Origin of the sequence: Rhizobium vallis (assembly GCF_003985155.1) — a bacterium.
GTDB lineage: Bacteria > Pseudomonadota > Alphaproteobacteria > Rhizobiales > Rhizobiaceae > Rhizobium > Rhizobium vallis.
Genome location: NZ_ML133696.1, coordinates 185,892 through 203,328, shown reverse-complemented (window position 1 = coordinate 203,328; position 17,437 = coordinate 185,892). Strand labels below are relative to the sequence as shown.

14 protein-coding genes are annotated in these 17,437 nt (G+C 62.1%); 6 read left to right on the top strand and 8 right to left on the bottom strand.

Going from position 1 to position 17,437, the window contains the following annotated elements; translation table 11 throughout:
- Positions 1 to 7: 7 nt before the first annotated feature.
- Positions 8 to 1,873, bottom strand: coding sequence for a DNA helicase RecQ (gene recQ / locus EFQ99_RS26880; protein ID WP_126924249.1), 1,866 nt, complete (start codon positions 1,871 to 1,873; stop codon positions 8 to 10).
- Positions 1,873 to 3,864 carry a DNA primase gene (gene dnaG / locus EFQ99_RS26875; protein ID WP_126924248.1) on the bottom strand — a complete coding sequence of 664 codons (1,992 nt, stop codon included), beginning with the start codon at positions 3,862 to 3,864 and terminating at the stop codon, positions 1,873 to 1,875. Before dnaG ends, recQ begins: the two co-directional genes overlap by 1 nt.
- A gap of 667 nt (positions 3,865 to 4,531) precedes the next feature.
- Between dnaG and EFQ99_RS26865 the strand changes: the two genes are divergently transcribed.
- Positions 4,532 to 5,431, top strand: a complete 900-nt coding sequence (locus tag EFQ99_RS26865) for a hypothetical protein (protein ID WP_126924247.1) — start codon at positions 4,532 to 4,534, stop codon at positions 5,429 to 5,431.
- Here the strand turns inward: EFQ99_RS26865 and EFQ99_RS26860 are convergent.
- The gene (locus tag EFQ99_RS26860; protein ID WP_126924246.1) at positions 5,412 to 5,864 is read right to left on the bottom strand and encodes a GatB/YqeY domain-containing protein; all 453 of its coding nucleotides are present in this window, start codon (positions 5,862 to 5,864) and stop codon (positions 5,412 to 5,414) included. The two genes, EFQ99_RS26865 and EFQ99_RS26860, sit on opposite strands and share 20 nt — an antisense overlap.
- Positions 5,865 to 6,133: 269 nt before the next feature.
- Between EFQ99_RS26860 and carA the strand changes: the two genes are divergently transcribed.
- Both carA and EFQ99_RS26850 read left to right on the top strand, forming a co-directional pair.
- The gene (gene carA / locus EFQ99_RS26855; protein WP_126924245.1) at positions 6,134 to 7,339 is read left to right on the top strand and encodes a glutamine-hydrolyzing carbamoyl-phosphate synthase small subunit; all 1,206 of its coding nucleotides are present in this window, start codon (positions 6,134 to 6,136) and stop codon (positions 7,337 to 7,339) included.
- A 128-nt stretch (positions 7,340 to 7,467) separates the two neighbouring features.
- The gene (locus EFQ99_RS26850) at positions 7,468 to 7,788 is read left to right on the top strand and encodes an antibiotic biosynthesis monooxygenase family protein (RefSeq protein WP_126924244.1); all 321 of its coding nucleotides are present in this window, start codon (positions 7,468 to 7,470) and stop codon (positions 7,786 to 7,788) included.
- A gap of 17 nt (positions 7,789 to 7,805) precedes the next feature.
- Here EFQ99_RS26850 and EFQ99_RS26845 read toward each other — a convergent pair whose 3' ends face one another.
- From EFQ99_RS26845 to EFQ99_RS26835, 3 genes are all read right to left on the bottom strand, one after another.
- Entirely contained in the window at positions 7,806 to 9,209 is a 1,404-nt protein-coding gene (locus tag EFQ99_RS26845; protein ID WP_126924243.1) for an MATE family efflux transporter, read from the bottom strand.
- 145 nt (positions 9,210 to 9,354) lie between these two features.
- Entirely contained in the window at positions 9,355 to 10,599 is a 1,245-nt protein-coding gene (locus EFQ99_RS26840) for a TCR/Tet family MFS transporter (protein ID WP_126924242.1), read from the bottom strand.
- Positions 10,600 to 10,793: 194 nt separating this feature from the next.
- Positions 10,794 to 12,479 carry an adenylate/guanylate cyclase domain-containing protein gene (locus tag EFQ99_RS26835; protein WP_126924241.1) on the bottom strand — a complete coding sequence of 562 codons (1,686 nt, stop codon included), beginning with the start codon at positions 12,477 to 12,479 and terminating at the stop codon, positions 10,794 to 10,796.
- A 371-nt stretch (positions 12,480 to 12,850) separates the two neighbouring features.
- Between EFQ99_RS26835 and EFQ99_RS26830 the strand changes: the two genes are divergently transcribed.
- A complete protein-coding gene (locus EFQ99_RS26830) occupies positions 12,851 to 13,843 on the top strand; it encodes an aldo/keto reductase (RefSeq protein ID WP_126924240.1) in 993 nt (330 codons plus the stop codon).
- A gap of 34 nt (positions 13,844 to 13,877) precedes the next feature.
- On the opposite strand, the gene ypfJ is transcribed toward EFQ99_RS26830, so the two are convergent.
- Both ypfJ and EFQ99_RS26820 read right to left on the bottom strand, forming a co-directional pair.
- Positions 13,878 to 14,801: a KPN_02809 family neutral zinc metallopeptidase gene (ypfJ, locus tag EFQ99_RS26825; protein ID WP_126924239.1), complete on the bottom strand. Its 924-nt coding sequence runs from the start codon at positions 14,799 to 14,801 to the stop codon at positions 13,878 to 13,880.
- A 77-nt stretch (positions 14,802 to 14,878) separates the two neighbouring features.
- Positions 14,879 to 15,409 carry a DUF2306 domain-containing protein gene (locus tag EFQ99_RS26820; RefSeq protein ID WP_126924238.1) on the bottom strand — a complete coding sequence of 177 codons (531 nt, stop codon included), beginning with the start codon at positions 15,407 to 15,409 and terminating at the stop codon, positions 14,879 to 14,881.
- Positions 15,410 to 15,456: 47 nt separating this feature from the next.
- Between EFQ99_RS26820 and EFQ99_RS26815 the strand changes: the two genes are divergently transcribed.
- Positions 15,457 to 16,233 carry a LytTR family DNA-binding domain-containing protein gene (locus EFQ99_RS26815; protein WP_126924237.1) on the top strand — a complete coding sequence of 259 codons (777 nt, stop codon included), beginning with the start codon at positions 15,457 to 15,459 and terminating at the stop codon, positions 16,231 to 16,233.
- 79 nt (positions 16,234 to 16,312) lie between these two features.
- Positions 16,313 to 17,341 (top strand): zinc-dependent alcohol dehydrogenase family protein, encoded by a 1,029-nt coding sequence (locus tag EFQ99_RS26810; protein ID WP_126924236.1) that lies wholly within the window; start codon positions 16,313 to 16,315, stop codon positions 17,339 to 17,341.
- Positions 17,342 to 17,437 lie beyond the last annotated feature (96 nt).

The window sequence follows — 17,437 nt, the reverse complement described above, 5'->3', positions numbered from 1 at the left end:
CTGCGGGCTACGGGTCGTGCGCGAGGATGATGTCCAGGAACGCGTCGCCATAGCGCTCGAGCTTCGACTGCCCGACACCTGATATGCCGAGCAACTCCTTACGGCTGCGCGGCCGCTCGGTGGCGAAAGCAATCAGCGTCGTATCGGGGAAGACGACATAGGGCGGCACACCGAGGGATTTGGCGATCGCCATGCGCTCGGCCCTGAGCGCCTCGAAGAGAGTGCCGTCGGCGCCGGACAGGCCCGATTTGCGCTCGCTGCGCTCAGCCTTCTTCGTGCGCCGTTCCGAGGCCGGGCGGTCCTTGCGGAAGAACACCTGGCGCTCATGTTTGAAAACGGCGCGCGCCTCCGGCTCCAGCTTCAGCGCGCCGAAGGCTTCGTGATCGACGCGGATCAGCCCCATGGCGAGCAGCTGGCGATAGACCGATTGCCATGTGCGCGCCGGAATGTCCTTGCCGGCGCCGAACACGGGCATCTCAGTGTGGCCGAAACGCTCTGTCTTCTCGTTGACGTTGCCGAGGAGCACATCGACGACGTGGCCAGCACCGAACCGCTCACCGGTGCGATAGACGGCGGCGAGCGCCTTGATCGCCGCCTCGGTGCCCTCCCAGGTCTCGACCGGTTTCAGGCAGGTGTCGCAATTGCCGCATTGGCCGGCATGCGCCTCGCCGAAATGGGCAAGGATCGCCTGGCGACGGCAGGAGGCAGTTTCACAGATCGCCAGCAATGCGTTGAGCTTGGCGCGTTCGACCCGCTTGATCTCGACGGCGGCACTGCCCTCGTCGATCATCCGGCCGCGCTGGATGACGTCGGCCATGCCATAGGCCATCCAGACCTCGGACGGCAGGCCGTCGCGTCCGGCGCGCCCGGTTTCCTGATAATAGGCTTCCACCGAGCCCGGCAGGTCGAGATGGGCGACATAACGCACGTTCGGCTTGTCGATGCCCATGCCGAAGGCGACAGTGGCGACCAGGCAGAGGTTTTCTTCTTTCAGGAAGGCGTCCTGATTGGCGTCGCGAACCGCCCTGTCCATGCCGGCGTGATAGGCGAGCGCGCGGATGCCCTGCCCGTTCAGCCACTCGGCGGTATCCTCGACCTTAGCGCGCGACAGGCAATAGACGATGCCGCTGTCGCCCTTGTGGCCGGAGAGGAACCGCAGCAGCTGCTGGCGCGGCTGATCGCGCTCGACGATCTCATAGGCGATGTTCGGCCGGTCGAAGCTGGTGGTGAAGATCTCGGCATTGCCGAGCCCCAGCCGCTCGATAATGTCGTCGCGCGTGTGCGGATCGGCTGTTGCCGTCAGTGCCACACGGGGCACGCCGGGATATTGCTCGCCGAGCCGGCCGAGTTCGCGATATTCCGGCCGGAAATCATGGCCCCATTGCGAGACGCAATGGGCCTCGTCGATGGCAAACAGCGCGATCTTCTCATTGGCGATCAGTTCGCGGAACCCGTCGGTCAGGATGCGCTCGGGCGTCACGTAGAGAAGGTCGAGACGCCCTGCCGAAAGCGCCCGGCGGACCTCGACGAATTCCTCGCGCGACAGCGACGAATTGAGCGCTGCGGCGCGGATACCGAGCTGCTTCATCGCCTCCACCTGATCGCGCATCAGCGCAATCAGCGGCGAAACGACGATGCCGACGCCGTCTCGGCAGAGTGCGGGGATCTGGAAGCAGAGCGATTTGCCCGCCCCTGTGGGAAAGAGCACCACCGCGTCGCCGCCGGAAACCAAATGTTCGACGACCTGCTGCTGCTTGCCGCGGAACGAGGAATAGCCGTAGACCTGCTTCAGCACATCAAGTGGCGCGCGACCGTCGGAAAACAGCGCGCCGGAAGCGGAGAAGCCCGGTTCATTGCGTTCGCTGAGCGGCATCAGTGGTTCGCCGCTCCTTTGACGCGGCCGGAAAGCACGCCGAAGCCATCGATGATCGCCTCCTGGTTCTCAAGGCGCACCCCTTCGAAATGCACTTCCTGCTGTGCCCGTATCAGCTGAACGATCGCCTCGCCGTCGCCAGCTTCGGTCGCCAGCGCGATCTCACGCTCGAGTTCGATCTTCTGGCGGCGCAGCGCCTTGGCCCGTTTGTGGAAGGCAAGCGCCTGGCGATAACCCTCGCGCGCATCCTCCATTGCCGCTTCCTCGGTCGCCGTCCACAGCCGGGCATTGCGCACCTGCTGGTCGAGGCTCTGGATAAGCGGGCCGAAGCCCTCGAATTCCAGCCGCTCGGTCAGATATTCTCGCGTCAGATGCGGGCCGGCGACCGCAGCCGCGGCGCCCAGCATTGCCGACCAGAGCCGCTGCAGCGCTTTGCTGTCATATTCGATCGCGGCGATTTCGTCGTAATCGTCGATCATCAGCGAGGGATGGTTGACGACGGTCAGCGCCAGCACGCTTTCGCGCAGCGCCGTATTGTCCTGATGGCCGCGCACCAGGCCGGAGCGCGCGAGGCGGTCGGAAATGACATTCGGGCTTTTCGGCCCTTCCTTGCCGGCATTGCCGCGGCCTGCGCGGCCGTTGAAGCCGCGCCGATCGCCATTGCCACGGTTCTGGAACTGCGGCTGGAAGAAGGCGTTCAGCCGGTCGCGAATGTCCTGCTGGTAATGGCGGCGCACATTCTCGTCGGCGATGACGGCGACGAGCTGCTTCAGCCGCGCCTCGAGCTCGGCGCGCGCTTCCGGCGTATCGAACTTGCCGGTGTTGATTTCCCGGTTCCAGAGCATCTCGGAGAGCGGCTTTGCCTGGCTCATCACCTTGTCGAAGGGCGCGCGCCCATCATCGCGCACGAGATCGTCAGGGTCCTTGCCATCGGGCAGCAGCGCGAAACGCACGGAGCGGCCGGGTTTCAGATGCGGCAGCGCCAGTTCGGCGGCGCGATTGGCAGCGCGGATACCAGCGCCGTCGCCGTCGAAACAGAGCACCGGCTGCGGCACCATCTTCCAGAGCAGTTCGAGCTGGTTTTCGGTGAGCGCCGTGCCGAGCGGCGCCACGGCGTTCTCGACGCCGGCCTGAAAGAGCGCGATCACGTCCATATAGCCTTCGACGGCGATGATGGTGCCGGATGCATTGTCGTCCTGGGCATCGCGGCCCGGCCCCTGGATCGCGCGGCGCGCGCGAGCGAAATTGTAAAGCACGTTGCCCTTGTGGAAGAGCTCGGTCTCGTTGGAATTCAGATATTTCGCCGGCGCATCCGCAGACATGGCGCGGCCGCCGAAGGCGATCACCTTTTCCCGGGACGAGAGGATCGGGAACATGATGCGGTCGCGGAAGCGATCGTAGGACACCGGCACATTTTCATGGACGACCAGGCCGCAGGCCTCGATCTGCTCCTTGGTGACGCCCTTGCCGGCGAGGAATTCCTTCAGCGCATTGCGGCTGTCAGGCGCATAACCGAGACCGAATGTTTCGATGGTGCGTCCCGTCAGCCCGCGGTCGCGCAGATAGGCGCGGGCCCTCGCTCCATTGGCGGTCTGCAACTGGTCCTGGAAGAAGCGCGTCGCCATTTCCATGACGTCGATCAGTGAGCCGCGCTCTTTCTCCCGCTTCTCCATCACCGGATCGGCAAGCGGCATCGGCACGCCGGCCATGTCGGCGACCTGCTGCACCGCCTCGGGAAAACTTAAGCCTTCGAGTTCGGTCAGGAAACGGAAATGGTCGCCGGTGACGCCACAGCCGAAACAGTGGTAGCGGCCCTTCCGATCCTCGCAGTGGAAGCTCGGCGATTTCTCGCCGTGGAACGGGCAGCAGGCCCAGTAGTCGCCGCGCGAGACGTTGGTCTTGCGCTTGTCCCAGCTCACGCGACGCGCAATCACGTTCGAAATCGGAACGCGGTCGCGGATCTCATCGAGAAAGGTGTTGGAAAAGCGCATTTATACCTCTTGGCCAAGCTCCATATAAGCTGCTTTGCCGCGCCATGCCACGAAACTCGTCAGGAAAACCCGCTATTCACAGGCAAGTGCACCCACAGTCGGCGGCGTCGGTTATCCAATCAACAACACGTTATCGCCCCTGCGACAGGGGTGCGACATTATTGTCCTCCGAGACCGGCAATTCCGTCGCAGCAAGCGCTCCGCAAGAAGCCGCCGCCTCTAAGAGAGGCCGATTAAATCGTTTTAAAACAGCAACTTACTAATCAAGCCAATTGAGAATCCTCACCTTCGGGCCGACCGTCCGGCCCGCGCTTCGACGCCTCTAAAACCACCGTTCTCGGGAATCATTATTTTTTTGTAATTTGAATGCGCCGCCGCACCGCAATAAGTTCGATCTCAACAAAGCGATCCCCGAGCGAAGCACCATCCCTACCCCCGGCGCCGCTTCGCAAGGGTGCCTTTGCAAATACCCTCCGGCTTGGGCCTCGGCCCTGCGTGCCGGCGGAAGCAAAGAGCAAGAAGGCAGGAGCGCCCCCAGCTCCTGCCTTCTTAATTTTTGGCTCCCCTTGATACAATTTCCCTTTGAAATTAACTGATTATTGACAAAACCGTTGACAGGCGGCGCTTAGCTGAAAGATGAATGCGCCGAAATCCTGGACCCCTCCAAATGGCCTTTACCGCGAAAAATCTTGCCGCAGACGATCGCTTTCTCGCTGCGATCCTGCATTGCGCCAATCAGATGCTTTCGATCTATCGCGAGAGCCCGCGCATCGCCTCGATTTTCGCCGCACAGCAACGCTGGCTGATGGCCCATGCCGGCTTCGCGCTTCACTACGGTCATCCCGACGACGGCAAAAGCGGCCTCTATTCCGGCCGTTTCATCGATTTTGCCGTCAGGAACGACATCGCCAGCCGCAACACGGCCGCAGCCTTCATGCAGGAAATGCTGGCCTATCGCTTCCTGAGCGCCGTTCCCGGCCCCGATAAGCGCACACGCTACCTGGAACCCACCGAAATCGCCGAGCAGCATTTCACCCGGTGGCTCGTCGCCCATGCGATGATCCTCGACAGCCTCGATGGTGGTCAACGCGCCGATAAGATCAGCGCCGACCCCTCGGCAATGATGGCGGCGATCCAGCCGCTGATCGCAAGGGCGATCATAGGCAGCGAGGCGGTGCGCAATCCGGGCCCGACCTTCAACCTGTTCAACTGGGCGAACTCCGGCGGGCTGGTGATGGATTACTTGATCTCGCGCCTTCCGGAATTTCCCCGCACGGCCGAGCGCGTCGTGATCGGACCGCTGTCGCTGAGAGAGATCCGCGAACAGTTCATGATCTCCAACACCCACCTGAAGCGGCTTCTGACCCAGGCGGCGACCATGGAAAGCGTCGGCTGGACCGAGCCTTCCCGCAAGGGCGACTTCTGGCTGTCCGGCCGCTTCATCCTGGAATACTGGAATTATCAGGCGTCGAAATTCGCCATCATCGATGCGGCCGCAGAAGCGGTGCTCGGGCCTGCGGTCCGTGACGAACCGCAGGCAAGCCTCGTCAGTTCAAAAGTTCCTTGACGGTCGCCGACGCCTTGGCGAAATCCATCTGGCCGGCATAACGCTCCTTGAGCGCCGCCATCACCTTGCCCATGTCCTTGACGCCGGAGGAACCCGTCTCGGCGATTACCGCCGAGATATTGGCACGCACTTCGCCGTCGGAAAGCTGCTTCGGCATGAAATCCTGGATGACGACGATTTCGGCGCGCTCCTTGGCGGCAAGCTCCGGCCGGGAATTCTCTTCGTAGATCTTTGCCGATTCGTCGCGCTGCTTCACCATCTTGGCGAGGATCTGCAGGATCTCGTCGTCGCTCGCCTGCTCCTTGCCGGTGCCGCGATTGGCGATATCGCGGTCCTTGACCGCGGCCTGAATCAGCCGGACGGTGGAAAGCCGCTCCGAATCCTTGGCCTTCATCGCCTCTTTCAGCTGGGTGGCGAGTTGATCGCGCAGCATGGTCTTCACTCCTTTTTTGCTGCCGCTTCATAAACCACGCTGATACGGCGGATCAAATAAATTGCGCGGTCAGCGCGATAAAGCGCAAGAAAACGGCCGAGATCTCGGCTACAAAGATTGACGCTAAGCGATTGCGTGGCTATTTACCGCCACCTGCACCAAAATTCGTGATCAGGCCTGAAGACGCGCGGCATTGCCGTGCCCACACGCCTGCGAGATCAAATGGCGACGAGCGTGGCAACGCGCCGACCGCCGGAAACGGGATGAAGATGACCGCGACAGCACCCTGGACAACCGAAAAGCCGACCGCCCTGCTCGTTCTTGCCGACGGCACGGTCATCGAAGGCAAGGGCATCGGCGCTACCGGCAAGGTCCAGGCCGAAGTCGTCTTCAACACGGCGCTGACCGGCTACGAGGAGATCCTGACGGACCCTTCCTATCTCGGCCAGATCGTCACCTTCACCTTTCCCCATATCGGCAATATCGGCACCAACGATGAAGACATCGAGGATCTGACGCCCGCCGCCCGCCACGGCGCCGTCGGCGTCATCTTCAAGGCCGATATCACCGAACCCTCGAATTACCGCGCCGCCAAGCACCTCGACGCCTGGCTGAAGGCACGCGGCATCATCGGTCTCTGCGGCATCGACACGCGCGCGCTGACCGCCTGGATCCGTGAGAACGGTGCTCCGAACGCGGTGATCGCCCACGACCCGAACGGCGTCTTCGACATCGAGACGTTGAAGGCCGAAGCCAAAGCCTGGAGCGGCCTCGAAGGTCTCGACCTTGCCAAGGTCGCCTCTTCCGGCCAGTCCCTGCAATGGGCCCAGACCCCGTGGGTCTGGAACGAAGGCTACGGCGAACTCGACGCCGCGGACGCAAAATACCACGTCGTCTGCCTCGATTACGGCGTCAAGCGCAACATCCTGCGCCTGTTTGCCGGCCTCGGCTGCAAGGTGACGGTCGTGCCGGCCACGACGAGCGCCGAAGACGTGCTCGCCATGCAGCCGGACGGCATTTTCCTCTCGAACGGCCCGGGCGATCCCGCCGCAACCGGCGAATATGCCGTGCCCGTCATCAAGACGCTTGTTAAGACCGACATCCCGGTCTTCGGCATCTGCCTCGGCCATCAGATGCTGGGTCTGGCACTCGGCGCCAAGACCGAGAAGATGCATCAGGGCCATCACGGCGCCAACCACCCGGTCAAGGACCATACGACCGGCAAGGTCGAAATCGTCTCGATGAACCACGGTTTCGCTGTTGACTCGAAGTCGCTGCCCGATGGCGTTGAAGAGACTCATATTTCGCTTTTCGACGGCACCAATTGCGGCCTGCGCGTTCTCGGCAAGCAGGTCTTCTCGGTCCAGCACCATCCGGAAGCCTCTCCCGGCCCGCAGGACAGCCACTATCTCTTCCGCCGCTTCATCAACATGGTGCGCGAGAAGAAGGGCGAACCGGCGCTCGCCGAGCGCTAAATTCAAGAAATGACGATTTCGGATCAAGGCCCGCTCTACCGGGCCTTTTTCTTTGCCGCCATATTGACCTCAACTTAACTTGAGGAACTATCAAGCTGCCTGCAGACATCGGATGCAGGAGAAAATGGATGAGCGGAGCCTTCTACAGGATAGACAAATTCGCCGTGCCGGCCGCGGCACGCGAGGAATTTCTGGTCAATGTGATGATGACCCACAAGGTGCTGGGGGCCCAGGACGGCTTCATCGACCACACGGTGCTGGAGCAGGTCGGCGGTCCCGGCGAGTTCAATTTCGTGACGATCGCCCAATGGGAAAGCGCTGACGTCGTCGAGCGCGTGCGGGCAGCCGTCGCCGTGGCGCACAAGGCCGCGAATTTCGATCCTCAGGAAATGTTTGCGCGCCTCGGCATTCGCGCCGATATCGCCAGCTACAAACCTGTCGCGGCTTGAGGGAAAAGACGGCCGTCTCAGGCGGCCGCCGTCACCCCTTCCCGTCGAAGGAGAATATAGAAGCGTGCGCAGAGCATGACGGCTGCGGCCGCCAACCCGACGAGGAAGCCGAACCAGATGCCGATGCCGCCGAAACCCAGCGGGAAGGCAAAGGCCCAAGCAAGGAAGAAACCAATCGGCCAATAGGCGATCAGCGCCATAATCATCGGCACGCGCGCATCCTTGAGGCCACGCAGCAATCCGTTGGCGACCACCTGCAGCCCGTCGACGAGCTGGAAAAGCCCGGCAACGACGATCAGTGGCCCGGCATAGGCCAGCACTTCAGGCGCTTCGGGCGAACTGACATCGAGGAACCAGCTGCCGAGGAATTGTGGCAGGCTGGCAAAGAGCACCGAACCCACCGCCGAGATGGCGCAGGCGAGGATGACCACCATGATAGAAGCCCGCATCAGTCCGTGGTAATCGCCCTGCCCGTGCGCGACACCGACGCGCACCGTCGCCGCCTGGCTGAGGCCGAGCGGGATCATGAAGGCGATCGAGGCCCATTGCAGGGCGATGCCGTGGGCGGCAAGCTCGATAGTGCCGATATAGCCCATCAGCAGCGAGGCCACCGTGAACAGGCTGACCTCGGCAAGAATGGTAACGCTGATCGGGAAGCCGAGCCTGATGACCTCAAGCAGCGCATGCCAGTCGGGCTTCCAGAACCGCACGAAGATCTCGTAGCGCCGCGTCTCCTCCCGCCTCTGCACGAAGGCGAGAATGAAGAGGAAACCGGCCGTCTGCACGACGACCGAAACGATCGCCGCGCCCTCGAGCCCCATTGCCGGAAAGCCGAAATGGCCGAGCACGAGGATATAGGCGAAGATCGCATTCATCACCAAGGTGGCGATGGTGACGTTGAGGATGATGCCCGCCTTGCCGATGGCGCTGACCAGTGCGCGCATCACGTTGAAAAGCAGGGCCGGCAGCACGCCGAACTGGCCGATGACGATATAGCCGTGGGCAAGCTTGGCCACTTCGGGCTTCTGCTGAGCGAAGAGAAGGATCTGTTCCGAATTGAAGAAGGCCGGCTGCATCAGAACCCAGTATCCGATCACCACCCACAGTCCCATGCGCAGCGACCGGCGCACGGAGACGACGTCGCCGCGGCCATAGGCCTGCGCCACCATTGGAATGACGGCGATGGCAAAGCCCGAACCGAAAATCAGGATCGTAAACAGGAACTGGGCCGAGAGCACCATCGCCGCCAGATGCTCCGCACCGAGGCGGCCGACGATCATCACATCAGTCGTGTTGATGCCGAGCTGGGCAAGCTGGGCGCCGATCAGCGGAATGCCGAGCGCCAGCGTTGCGCGGAAATGCGCGCCCCAGCGATTATCGGTTGTCGGCGCAAGCCTGCGCGCGTCGATCGGCGTGTCCATGACACCAGTCCTGTGGTTGAAATTTGTGTCGCCGCGCAGTTTCTCGGCGAAATATCAACTGGACTTAGATCAAAGCCCCGCAAAGGACCACCCCAAAGCAGGCAGATGATGAAAAATTCATCATCGCATCAGCGTTTCTGATCGATCAGCCCGCCGCCTCCAGCACCTTGACCGGCTGGCGCACCCGGACGCGCATGAGAAACACGCCGACCGCCAGCAGAATGAACAGGGCAGCCATCAGATAAGGGGCACCGGCGAAGGTGACCGGCGCTTCCGGCCGCGTGAAATAGCCGAACATCTGCGTGAAGATCAGCGGCCCGATGATGGTGGTAATGCTGCTGAGGCTGGTGAGCGCGCCCTGCAGCTCGCCCTGCGCCGAAGGCGGCACCTTACCGGCGGCAATGCTGCGCAGCGGCGGATCGGCGACGTTTTCCATGACGGTGGCGACGATGACGACGTAAACCACCCAGCCCTCCCAGGCAAAGGCATAGCCGGTAAGCCCCGCAGCCGAAAAACAAAGGCCGAGAAGCGCTGTCTTCCATTCGCCGAGCAGAGGCACGACACGTGGCAGAACCAGCCCCATGACCAGCGCGGCGCCAATGCCATAGATGCCGAGCGACAGACCGATCTGCCCTTCGCTCCAGCCGTAGCGATAGGTCGAAACGAACGACCAGACCGAGGGATAGACGGCATGCGCCAGGAAGAACAGGAACATGACGAGGCTGACCCAGCCGATGCCGGGATAGTGGCGCATCTGCCGCAGCGCGCCGAGCGGATTGGCGCGCTTCCACTCGAACCGGCGGCGGTTCTTCGCCTCCAGCGTTTCAGGCAGCAGGAAGCAGGCAGCGATGAAGTTGAGAAGCGACAGCGCAGCCGCGCCGAGGAACGGCACGCGCGGGCCGAATTCGCCGAGAAAACCGCCGACGACGGGGCCGATCGTGAAGCCGACGCCGAAGGCGATGCCGATCAGCCCGAAATTCTTGGCTCGGTTCTCCTCCGTGCTGATGTCGGCGATATAGGCCGAGCAGGTGGCAAAACTGCCGCCGCTGATGCCGGCAAGAACGCGGCCGACGAACAGCATCCAGAAACTGGTGGCGATGCCGCAGATGAAATTGTCGATCGCGAAGGTCAGCACCGAAAGCAGAAGCACCGGCCGGCGACCGAAACGATCGGACAGGTTTCCGAGCAGCGGCGCAAACAGAAACTGCATGCCGGCATAGACAAGCATAAGCCAGCCGCCGTCGACCGCCGCATCGCTGATGCCGCCGCCGGTCAGCTGCTCGAGATAGGCGGGCAGCACCGGCATGATGATGGCAATGCCGATAATGTCGAGGAAGAGGATGATGAAAACCAGGAAAAGGCCGCGGCGAACGAATTTGGGATCTAACATGAGGCATCTCTACAGCGGTGGTTTTCTGGAAAGACGATCTCGTCACCGAGAACGTGACATAGCTCAGAAAAGAAACCGAAACAATCCGTGAACATTTCAAAGTTTTTGATGTTGCTGGGCGGGAAATTTATGCGGCATCTTGGATGTAATTGCCACAAGCCTCGAAGATGGACGCGGTCGGGATCGTCGGACATTTATGCGCCAACTCCGAAAGCGCCGAGGAGCTTCGCAAGCGCACCTTCGTCGCGATAGGGAAATGTTCTACGCACCAACTCTGGACCGAGCCGTGGCTCAAGGCTGCGCGCCTCGACCTCATTGTGCCTGCGCCGCTCTTCGTCACCACGAAGAGCATGAGCTGCGGCGAGCAAAATCAGGGTCCGCCACGACTTGTTCGGAACATTCTCGAAATCCTCGACGGCAGCATCCGGACGGCCTTGCTGAAACCGGATAAGCCCTCTGGATGTCCAGAACCAGACTGGCCGATACTTCGACTTCCTGAAGCATTCCTCGATTTCGGTTGCGGCCGTTTCCAAATCACCGACGTAGTGGAGCAACTCGGCATGATCGGCGCGAATCTCCACATCGCCCGGCGCCAGGTCGCGTGCTTTGGCGTAGTGGGATTTCGCACCATCATAGTTTCGCATCGCCAGTTGAACCAATGCCGCCGCGTACTGGGAGTAGGCATGGTTATTGTCGAGCCGCAAGGCAATGCGCGAGATTTCTGCCGCGCGATGCAGTCGCTCGATCATTCCGTCCATGGAGAAGCGATAGCCCAGTGCAATGGCATACATCGCATGCGCGTCGATGAGCGCTGGATCAAGTTCCGTCGCCTTCTGGAAGAAGCGTTCTGCTTCGGGCAGCAAATGTTTCGCGTCGAGCATCCTGCCGTACAGAAAATTCTCGTATGCCGACCACGACGCCTCCGGTTTCCTGGCAAGGGTCGTAGCTGCAGTGGAAAGCACCTTGTCCACGACGAGCGACACGATCTCCGCCGCGACCGATTCGATGGCGTCGATATCGCAATCCACAGGCAGATCGAAGGCCCTCGACCAGAGGATTGACGTGGCCGACGTGCGCAGGAACCTGGCGTTCAACCGGAATGGACCAGCCCCATGAACGCCGATGCTGACCGTGTAGTCGTAGGCACGGCTGCCCATTTCAGCCGTCGAGACGGACGCAACGTCGATCCAGTGCCGATCCGAAAGGTACTGTTCGAGGCCGGAGGTGATCAGCCCGATCACCTCCTGCTGATGGGGAAGAGCTGAAGACGTAACACCCACCCTGACCAAGACTTTTTCCTGATCCAAAGTTGCTGCAGATTCAGCAATTCGCGAAGGCTCCGCCTTCACGGTTCCCGTATGACTGGGTTGCCAGTGCCAGACGCGAACGGGCCGCTCGATATTCTTCAGACGTTTCTCTCCGCCCTCCAAGAACGCGCCGCCGATCCGCGTAGCGATCTGGTGGTAGACACCATCGGTGATGCAAATGCCGCCGGGTACGGCACCCGCTTCAACCCGGGAGGCGACGTTTACGCCGTCACCGAACATATCCATACCGTCAACCAGCACGTCGGCAAGGTTGATCCCAATTCTGAGAACGATATGAGCGCTTTCTGACTCGCGGCGCACCAGTTCGCGTTGAATCGCCATCGCGCATTCGACTGCTCCCGTGGCGGAATCGAACACGGACAAGGTTCCATCGCCGATCAGCTTGAATATCCTGCCGCCGTTGCGCTCGATGTTCGGCGCGATGACGTCGGCCTGCAACGCCTTGATGAGCGCAAGGGTCGCCTCTTCGTCACTCTCCATGAGGCGGGCATAACCAACCACATCCGTGGCCATGATTGCCGCCAGCCGTCGCTTGACAGGAACGCTCGCCATCAGCCCTCCGAGTAGTTCCCACAGATCGCATCCGTAGGTTTAGCAAGGCTAACACAGAACCGCTCCTCCGTCTTCGCAAGTGCGGGCAGACAAACACGAGCAGAAGATGACGCCTTCGTTACCCGGATCTTCCACTGAGCGATAATCCGGACACCCTGCGTTTTCGGGCGGCGGCGCGAACACCGCGCTCCTTGCAATCGCGGCAAAGGCATCCAGATCACCCAAGGGAGACCGCTCATTGTGCATTCTCCCGCACAGCCTGTGCGATGCCATCCGATTATCGCGCCAATGCGAAAGCGGTAGAACGGCATCGACCGCGCCGTACGGCGCACATGCCAGATCGCGCCACGGCGCACATGATGGAGAAGACAATGCAGACCTATCGTTTGGGAAAGACCGGACCCGAAGTCTCCGCCATCGGCCTCGGCTGCATGGGCATGTCGGGCATGTACGGCCCTGCCGACCGCGAAGAGAGTATCGCGACGATCCATGCCGCACTCGATGCCGGCGTCAACCTGCTCGACACCGGCGACTTCTACGGCATGGGCCATAACGAGATGTTGATCGGCGAGGCACTGAAGGGCCGCCGGCGCGAGAATGCCGTCATCAGCGTCAAGTTCGGAGCGCTGCGCGATCCTGTCGGCGGCTGGGGCGGCATCGATGGCCGCCCGGTGGCGGTGAAGAACTTCCTCGCTTATACGCTGCAGCGCCTCGGCGTCGATTATATCGACATCTACCGGCCGGCGCGCCTCGACCCGAACGTGCCGATCGAGGATACGGTCGGCGCCATCGCCGACATGGTCAAGGCGGGTTATGTCAGGCATATCGGCCTGTCGGAAGTCGGCGCCGACACGATCCGCCGTGCCGCCGCCGTTGCCCCGATCGTCGACCTACAGATCGAATATTCGCTGATTTCGCGCGGCATCGAGGAGAAGATCCTGCCGGCGACACGCGAACTCGGCATCTCGATCACCGCTTACGGCGTGCTGTCGCGCGGCCTTATCAGCGGCCATTGGCAGAAGGGTCAGGCCGCCGCCGGCGACTTCCGCATCCATAGCCCGCGCTTCCAGGAAGGCAATGTAGAGCAGAACCTCGCCCTGGTGGAAAAGCTGCGCGAGATCGCCGAGGAAAAGAGCGTCTCCGTCGCCCAGATCGCCATCGCCTGGGTCGCCGCCAAAGGCAAGGACATCGTCCCGCTCATCGGCGCCCGCCGCCGCGACCGACTGACCGAGGCGCTCGGCTCCCGCGCCGTGCAACTATCCCCCGAGGATTTCGCCGCCATAGAACGCGCCGTCCCGAAGGATGCGGCCGCCGGCGGGCGTTATCCGGAACATATGCTGCAGCATATGGACAGCGAGAAGTAAGTTCGAAGGGGCCACACGGCAGACGCCGGCAACCTCAAACCGGCCCGGAGAAGGTATCACACGCCGTCAGTTGCCCGCTATCGAAGCCACGCTTGAACCACTTGACGCGCTGCGCCGAGGTTCCATGGTTGAAGCTCTCGGGCACGACATAACCTTGCGAGCGCTTCTGCAGCGTATCGTCGCCGATCTGCTGGGCGGCGTTCAGCGCCTCTTCGAGGTCGCCCGCCTCCAGAATACCCTTCTGCTGGGTATATTTGCCCCAGATGCCGGCGAAGCAATCGGCCTGCAGCTCGACGCGCACCGACATCTTGTTGGCCTCTTCCTCGCTCATGCGCTGGCGGGCCTGGTTGAACTTCGGCAGGATGCCGAGCAGGTTCTGCACGTGATGGCCGACTTCGTGCGAGACGACGTAGGCTTCGGCGAAATCGCCGGATGCGCCGAACCGGTCGGAAAGCTCCTGGAAGAACGCGGTGTCGAGATAGACCTTGTGATCTCCAGGGCAATAGAACGGCCCGGTCGCGGCAGAGGCAAAGCCGCAGGCCGACTCCGTCTGACCGGAGAAGAGAACGAGGCGCGGCTCTTCATACTCCCTGCCCTGTGCCTGGAAGATGCCGTGCCAGGTATCCTCGGTCTCGGCAAGAACGGTGCGCACGAAGGCGGTCATCTCGTCATTGGCGGGCGTGCGCGGGCCCGATTGGCTCTGCTCGTAGCCCGGACCGCTCGACATGCTACCGGTATCGAGCACCTGCATCAGGTCGATACCCATCGCCTTGAAGATGAAATAGATGACGACGAGGAAGATGATCGTGCCGATGCTCAAGCCGCCGCCGGCCCGGCGAACCCCGCCGCCGGAGGGAAAATTGAAGCCGCCACCGCGGCCGAAGGGACTGCCCCCGCTCGTCGGGTCGCCACGACGATCCTCGACATTGTCGGACTGACGCCGGCCTTTCCATTCCATCTCAGTTCTCCCCGGCAATTCCCGTGCTTGCGCTCAAGGAATCTATATATCCGTCGACGGATGGAATTCCAGCGGCTTCATCGGGCGATCGGGGCTCCGCGCCTGCTGCGCAGCACGATCGCAACCAGGATCGCGCCGATCAGTGCCGCGACGAAGGCGGCCGACCACTCCGCGCCGGTAAAGACGACCCTGTGCATGATCCGGCCGGGCACGAGTGTGAAGAGGCCGGCCAGTACGATACCGCCGAAATAGAGGCCGCCGACGATGCGCCTGTGCAGGCGGATATCGCCGCGGCGGGCGGCGGCGACTGCATTCCAGCTGCCGAACAGTGTCGCGATCGACAGAAGATGGATCGGGCTGAACCCGTAGATGAGACTGATCTGGTGGATGAAAAAACTCGACGTCGCCGTCACCACCATCAGCGCCATCCAGATCTTGCCGAGCAGCCGGTGCAGCGGCGTGCCCTTCGGGTTGAGCAGAATATAGGCGCCGAGAAGTGCGGCCGGCGTTACAGTGGCGACATGGATCTGGACGGCGAGCGGGGCATCGAAAAGCGGCTCAAAGGTCATGGGCGACATCCGGTTGAATTCGATCTCTCTTTCCGCCAAGACTTCCATCTCCTCAATCTGAACCGCGCAAACGGCAGGAAAACTTCGTGAATCACCCTTTCTTGCAATCCACGCTTCGCGAATTGCAGGTCTTTCTCCATTCCTGGCGCTTCTGGGGAACCTTCACCGCGATAGTCCTGCTCTTTGCCCTCACCGGCCCCTACGGCACGATGGAGCGCATGGCCTTCGGCGAACGCCTTGCCTATTGGCTGAGCCTACATGCGCTCGCTTGGTCAATCGCCATCCTCTGCGCGATCATCGCCGAAAGGCTGCTGCAGGGAATAATCGTTTCGATGTTCGCGCGCATGATGGCCGGCGCGCTCGCCGCCGCGCTGCCGATCGGTTTTGCCATCGGCCTTGTCGACTATGCCTTCACCGGCGAAGCGACCACGCTGGAAAGCGGCCTGTGGCGCGCGCTTTTCTCGGTACCGCTCTGCGGCCTCTTCTGTTTTTTGAGTTACATGGCGATGAGCGAAAAAATCGCCGAGGCTGCGGCACCTGAGGAAAACCATCCCGACGCCTCGATCCTCGACCGGCTGAAGCCTGAGAACCGCGGCCCGCTGCTGCGCATCTCCGTTCGCGATCATTATACCGAGGTGGTGACGAGCCGCGGGCGCGAACTGGTGCTCCTGCGTTTCGCCGATGCGCTGAAGGAAACCGCCTCAACATCAGGCCTTCGCGTCCATCGCTCGCACTGGGTGGCCGACGCCCATGTCGAGGGTGTCAAACGTGACAATGGCAGGCTCACGATCCTTACCCGCGACGGCACGGAAATCCCGGTCAGCCGCAGCTATACCGAGGAAGTGCGCCGCCGCTTCACGTAAGGAAGAGCTGCCAAACGCTTGACGGGACTCCCGATTTCGCTCTTCCTGAACCAAGAGGAGAATGCGGGAGGAAATGCCGATGAAGGCCGTACGCCTGGAAGCAACAGGAAAATTGCAGCTCTGCGAGGTTGAAAGGCCGGCGCCCGGCCCGGGCGAATTGCTGGTCCGTGTCGAAGCCTGCGGCATCTGCGGTACCGACCGCCATATCTTTCATGGCGAGTTTCCCTCAAAAGCGCCGGTAACGCTCGGCCATGAATTCGCAGGGATCGTCGAGGCGGTCGGGGCTGGGGTGACCGATTTCCGCCCCGGCATGCGCGTGACCGGCGATCCCAACATTTCTTGTGGCCGTTGCGAGGAGTGCCGGCGCGGCCGCGTCAATCTCTGCCGGAAGCTGCAGGCGATCGGCATCCACCGCGACGGCGGTTTCGCCGATTACGTCTCGATGCCGCAAAGCCAGGCCTTCGCGCTGCCCGGTGATCTCGATCCGCTTCACGGCGCCTTCTGCGAGCCGCTCGCCTGCTGCATTCACGGCGTCGATCTCGGCGGGCTGCAGGCGGGCTCCTCTGCCATCGTGCTCGGGGGCGGCGTCATCGGCCTGCTCACGGTTCAGCTGGCAAGGCTTGCGGGCGCGACCCGCATCGTGCTGGTCACGCGAAGCGCCGAAAAACGCCGGCTGGCCGAAAGCCTCGGCGCCACCGCAACAGCCAATCCAGGCGACGGCGATGTCATTGCCCGGATCACGGCCGAAGACGGACTGCTGCCTGGCGGCGCCGATGTCGTTTTCGAATGTGCTGGCGTCACCGAGACGATGCAGCAGGCGCCCCGGCTTGCCCGGCGCGGCGGCACCGCCGTCATCCTCGGCGTCATGGCGCAGGGTGCGATGATCGAGATCGAGCCCTTCGACCTGCTTTTTCGCGAGGTCAGGCTGACAGGCTCCTTCGTCAACCCTTTCACCCATGGCCGCGCCGCCGATCTCATCGCCTCCGGCAGGGTCAAGATCGAGCCACTGATCTCAAGGCGGATCGGTCTCTCCGAAGCGCCTGATGCGATCATCAATCCGGCGCGCGGCGGCGAAATCCGGGTGCTCGTCGTGCCCGACCGAAAATAGCCTTTCACGCCATGTCGGGATTCCTGTCGATTCCGTGATTTATGGGGTTCCGTTTGCAAAAACATTTGCCTATAAGCCGCTTCTAGCCTGAAAAGA

Excerpts from the sequence above, each read along its gene's own strand:
- recQ (WP_126924249.1), bottom strand. The coding sequence starts at position 1,873 with ATGCCGCTCAGCGAACGCAATGAACCGGGCTTCTCCGCTTCCGGCGCG.
- dnaG (WP_126924248.1), bottom strand. The coding sequence starts at position 3,864 with ATGCGCTTTTCCAACACCTTTCTCGATGAGATCCGCGACCGCGTTCCG.
- EFQ99_RS26865 (WP_126924247.1), top strand. The coding sequence starts at position 4,532 with ATGGCCTTTACCGCGAAAAATCTTGCCGCAGACGATCGCTTTCTCGCT.
- EFQ99_RS26860 (WP_126924246.1), bottom strand. The coding sequence starts at position 5,864 with ATGCTGCGCGATCAACTCGCCACCCAGCTGAAAGAGGCGATGAAGGCC.
- carA (WP_126924245.1), top strand. The coding sequence starts at position 6,134 with ATGACCGCGACAGCACCCTGGACAACCGAAAAGCCGACCGCCCTGCTC.
- EFQ99_RS26850 (WP_126924244.1), top strand. The coding sequence starts at position 7,468 with ATGAGCGGAGCCTTCTACAGGATAGACAAATTCGCCGTGCCGGCCGCG.
- EFQ99_RS26845 (WP_126924243.1), bottom strand. The coding sequence starts at position 9,209 with ATGGACACGCCGATCGACGCGCGCAGGCTTGCGCCGACAACCGATAAT.
- EFQ99_RS26840 (WP_126924242.1), bottom strand. The coding sequence starts at position 10,599 with ATGTTAGATCCCAAATTCGTTCGCCGCGGCCTTTTCCTGGTTTTCATC.
- EFQ99_RS26835 (WP_126924241.1), bottom strand. The coding sequence starts at position 12,479 with ATGGCGAGCGTTCCTGTCAAGCGACGGCTGGCGGCAATCATGGCCACG.
- EFQ99_RS26830 (WP_126924240.1), top strand. The coding sequence starts at position 12,851 with ATGCAGACCTATCGTTTGGGAAAGACCGGACCCGAAGTCTCCGCCATC.
- ypfJ (WP_126924239.1), bottom strand. The coding sequence starts at position 14,801 with ATGGAATGGAAAGGCCGGCGTCAGTCCGACAATGTCGAGGATCGTCGT.
- EFQ99_RS26810 (WP_126924236.1), top strand. The coding sequence starts at position 16,313 with ATGAAGGCCGTACGCCTGGAAGCAACAGGAAAATTGCAGCTCTGCGAG.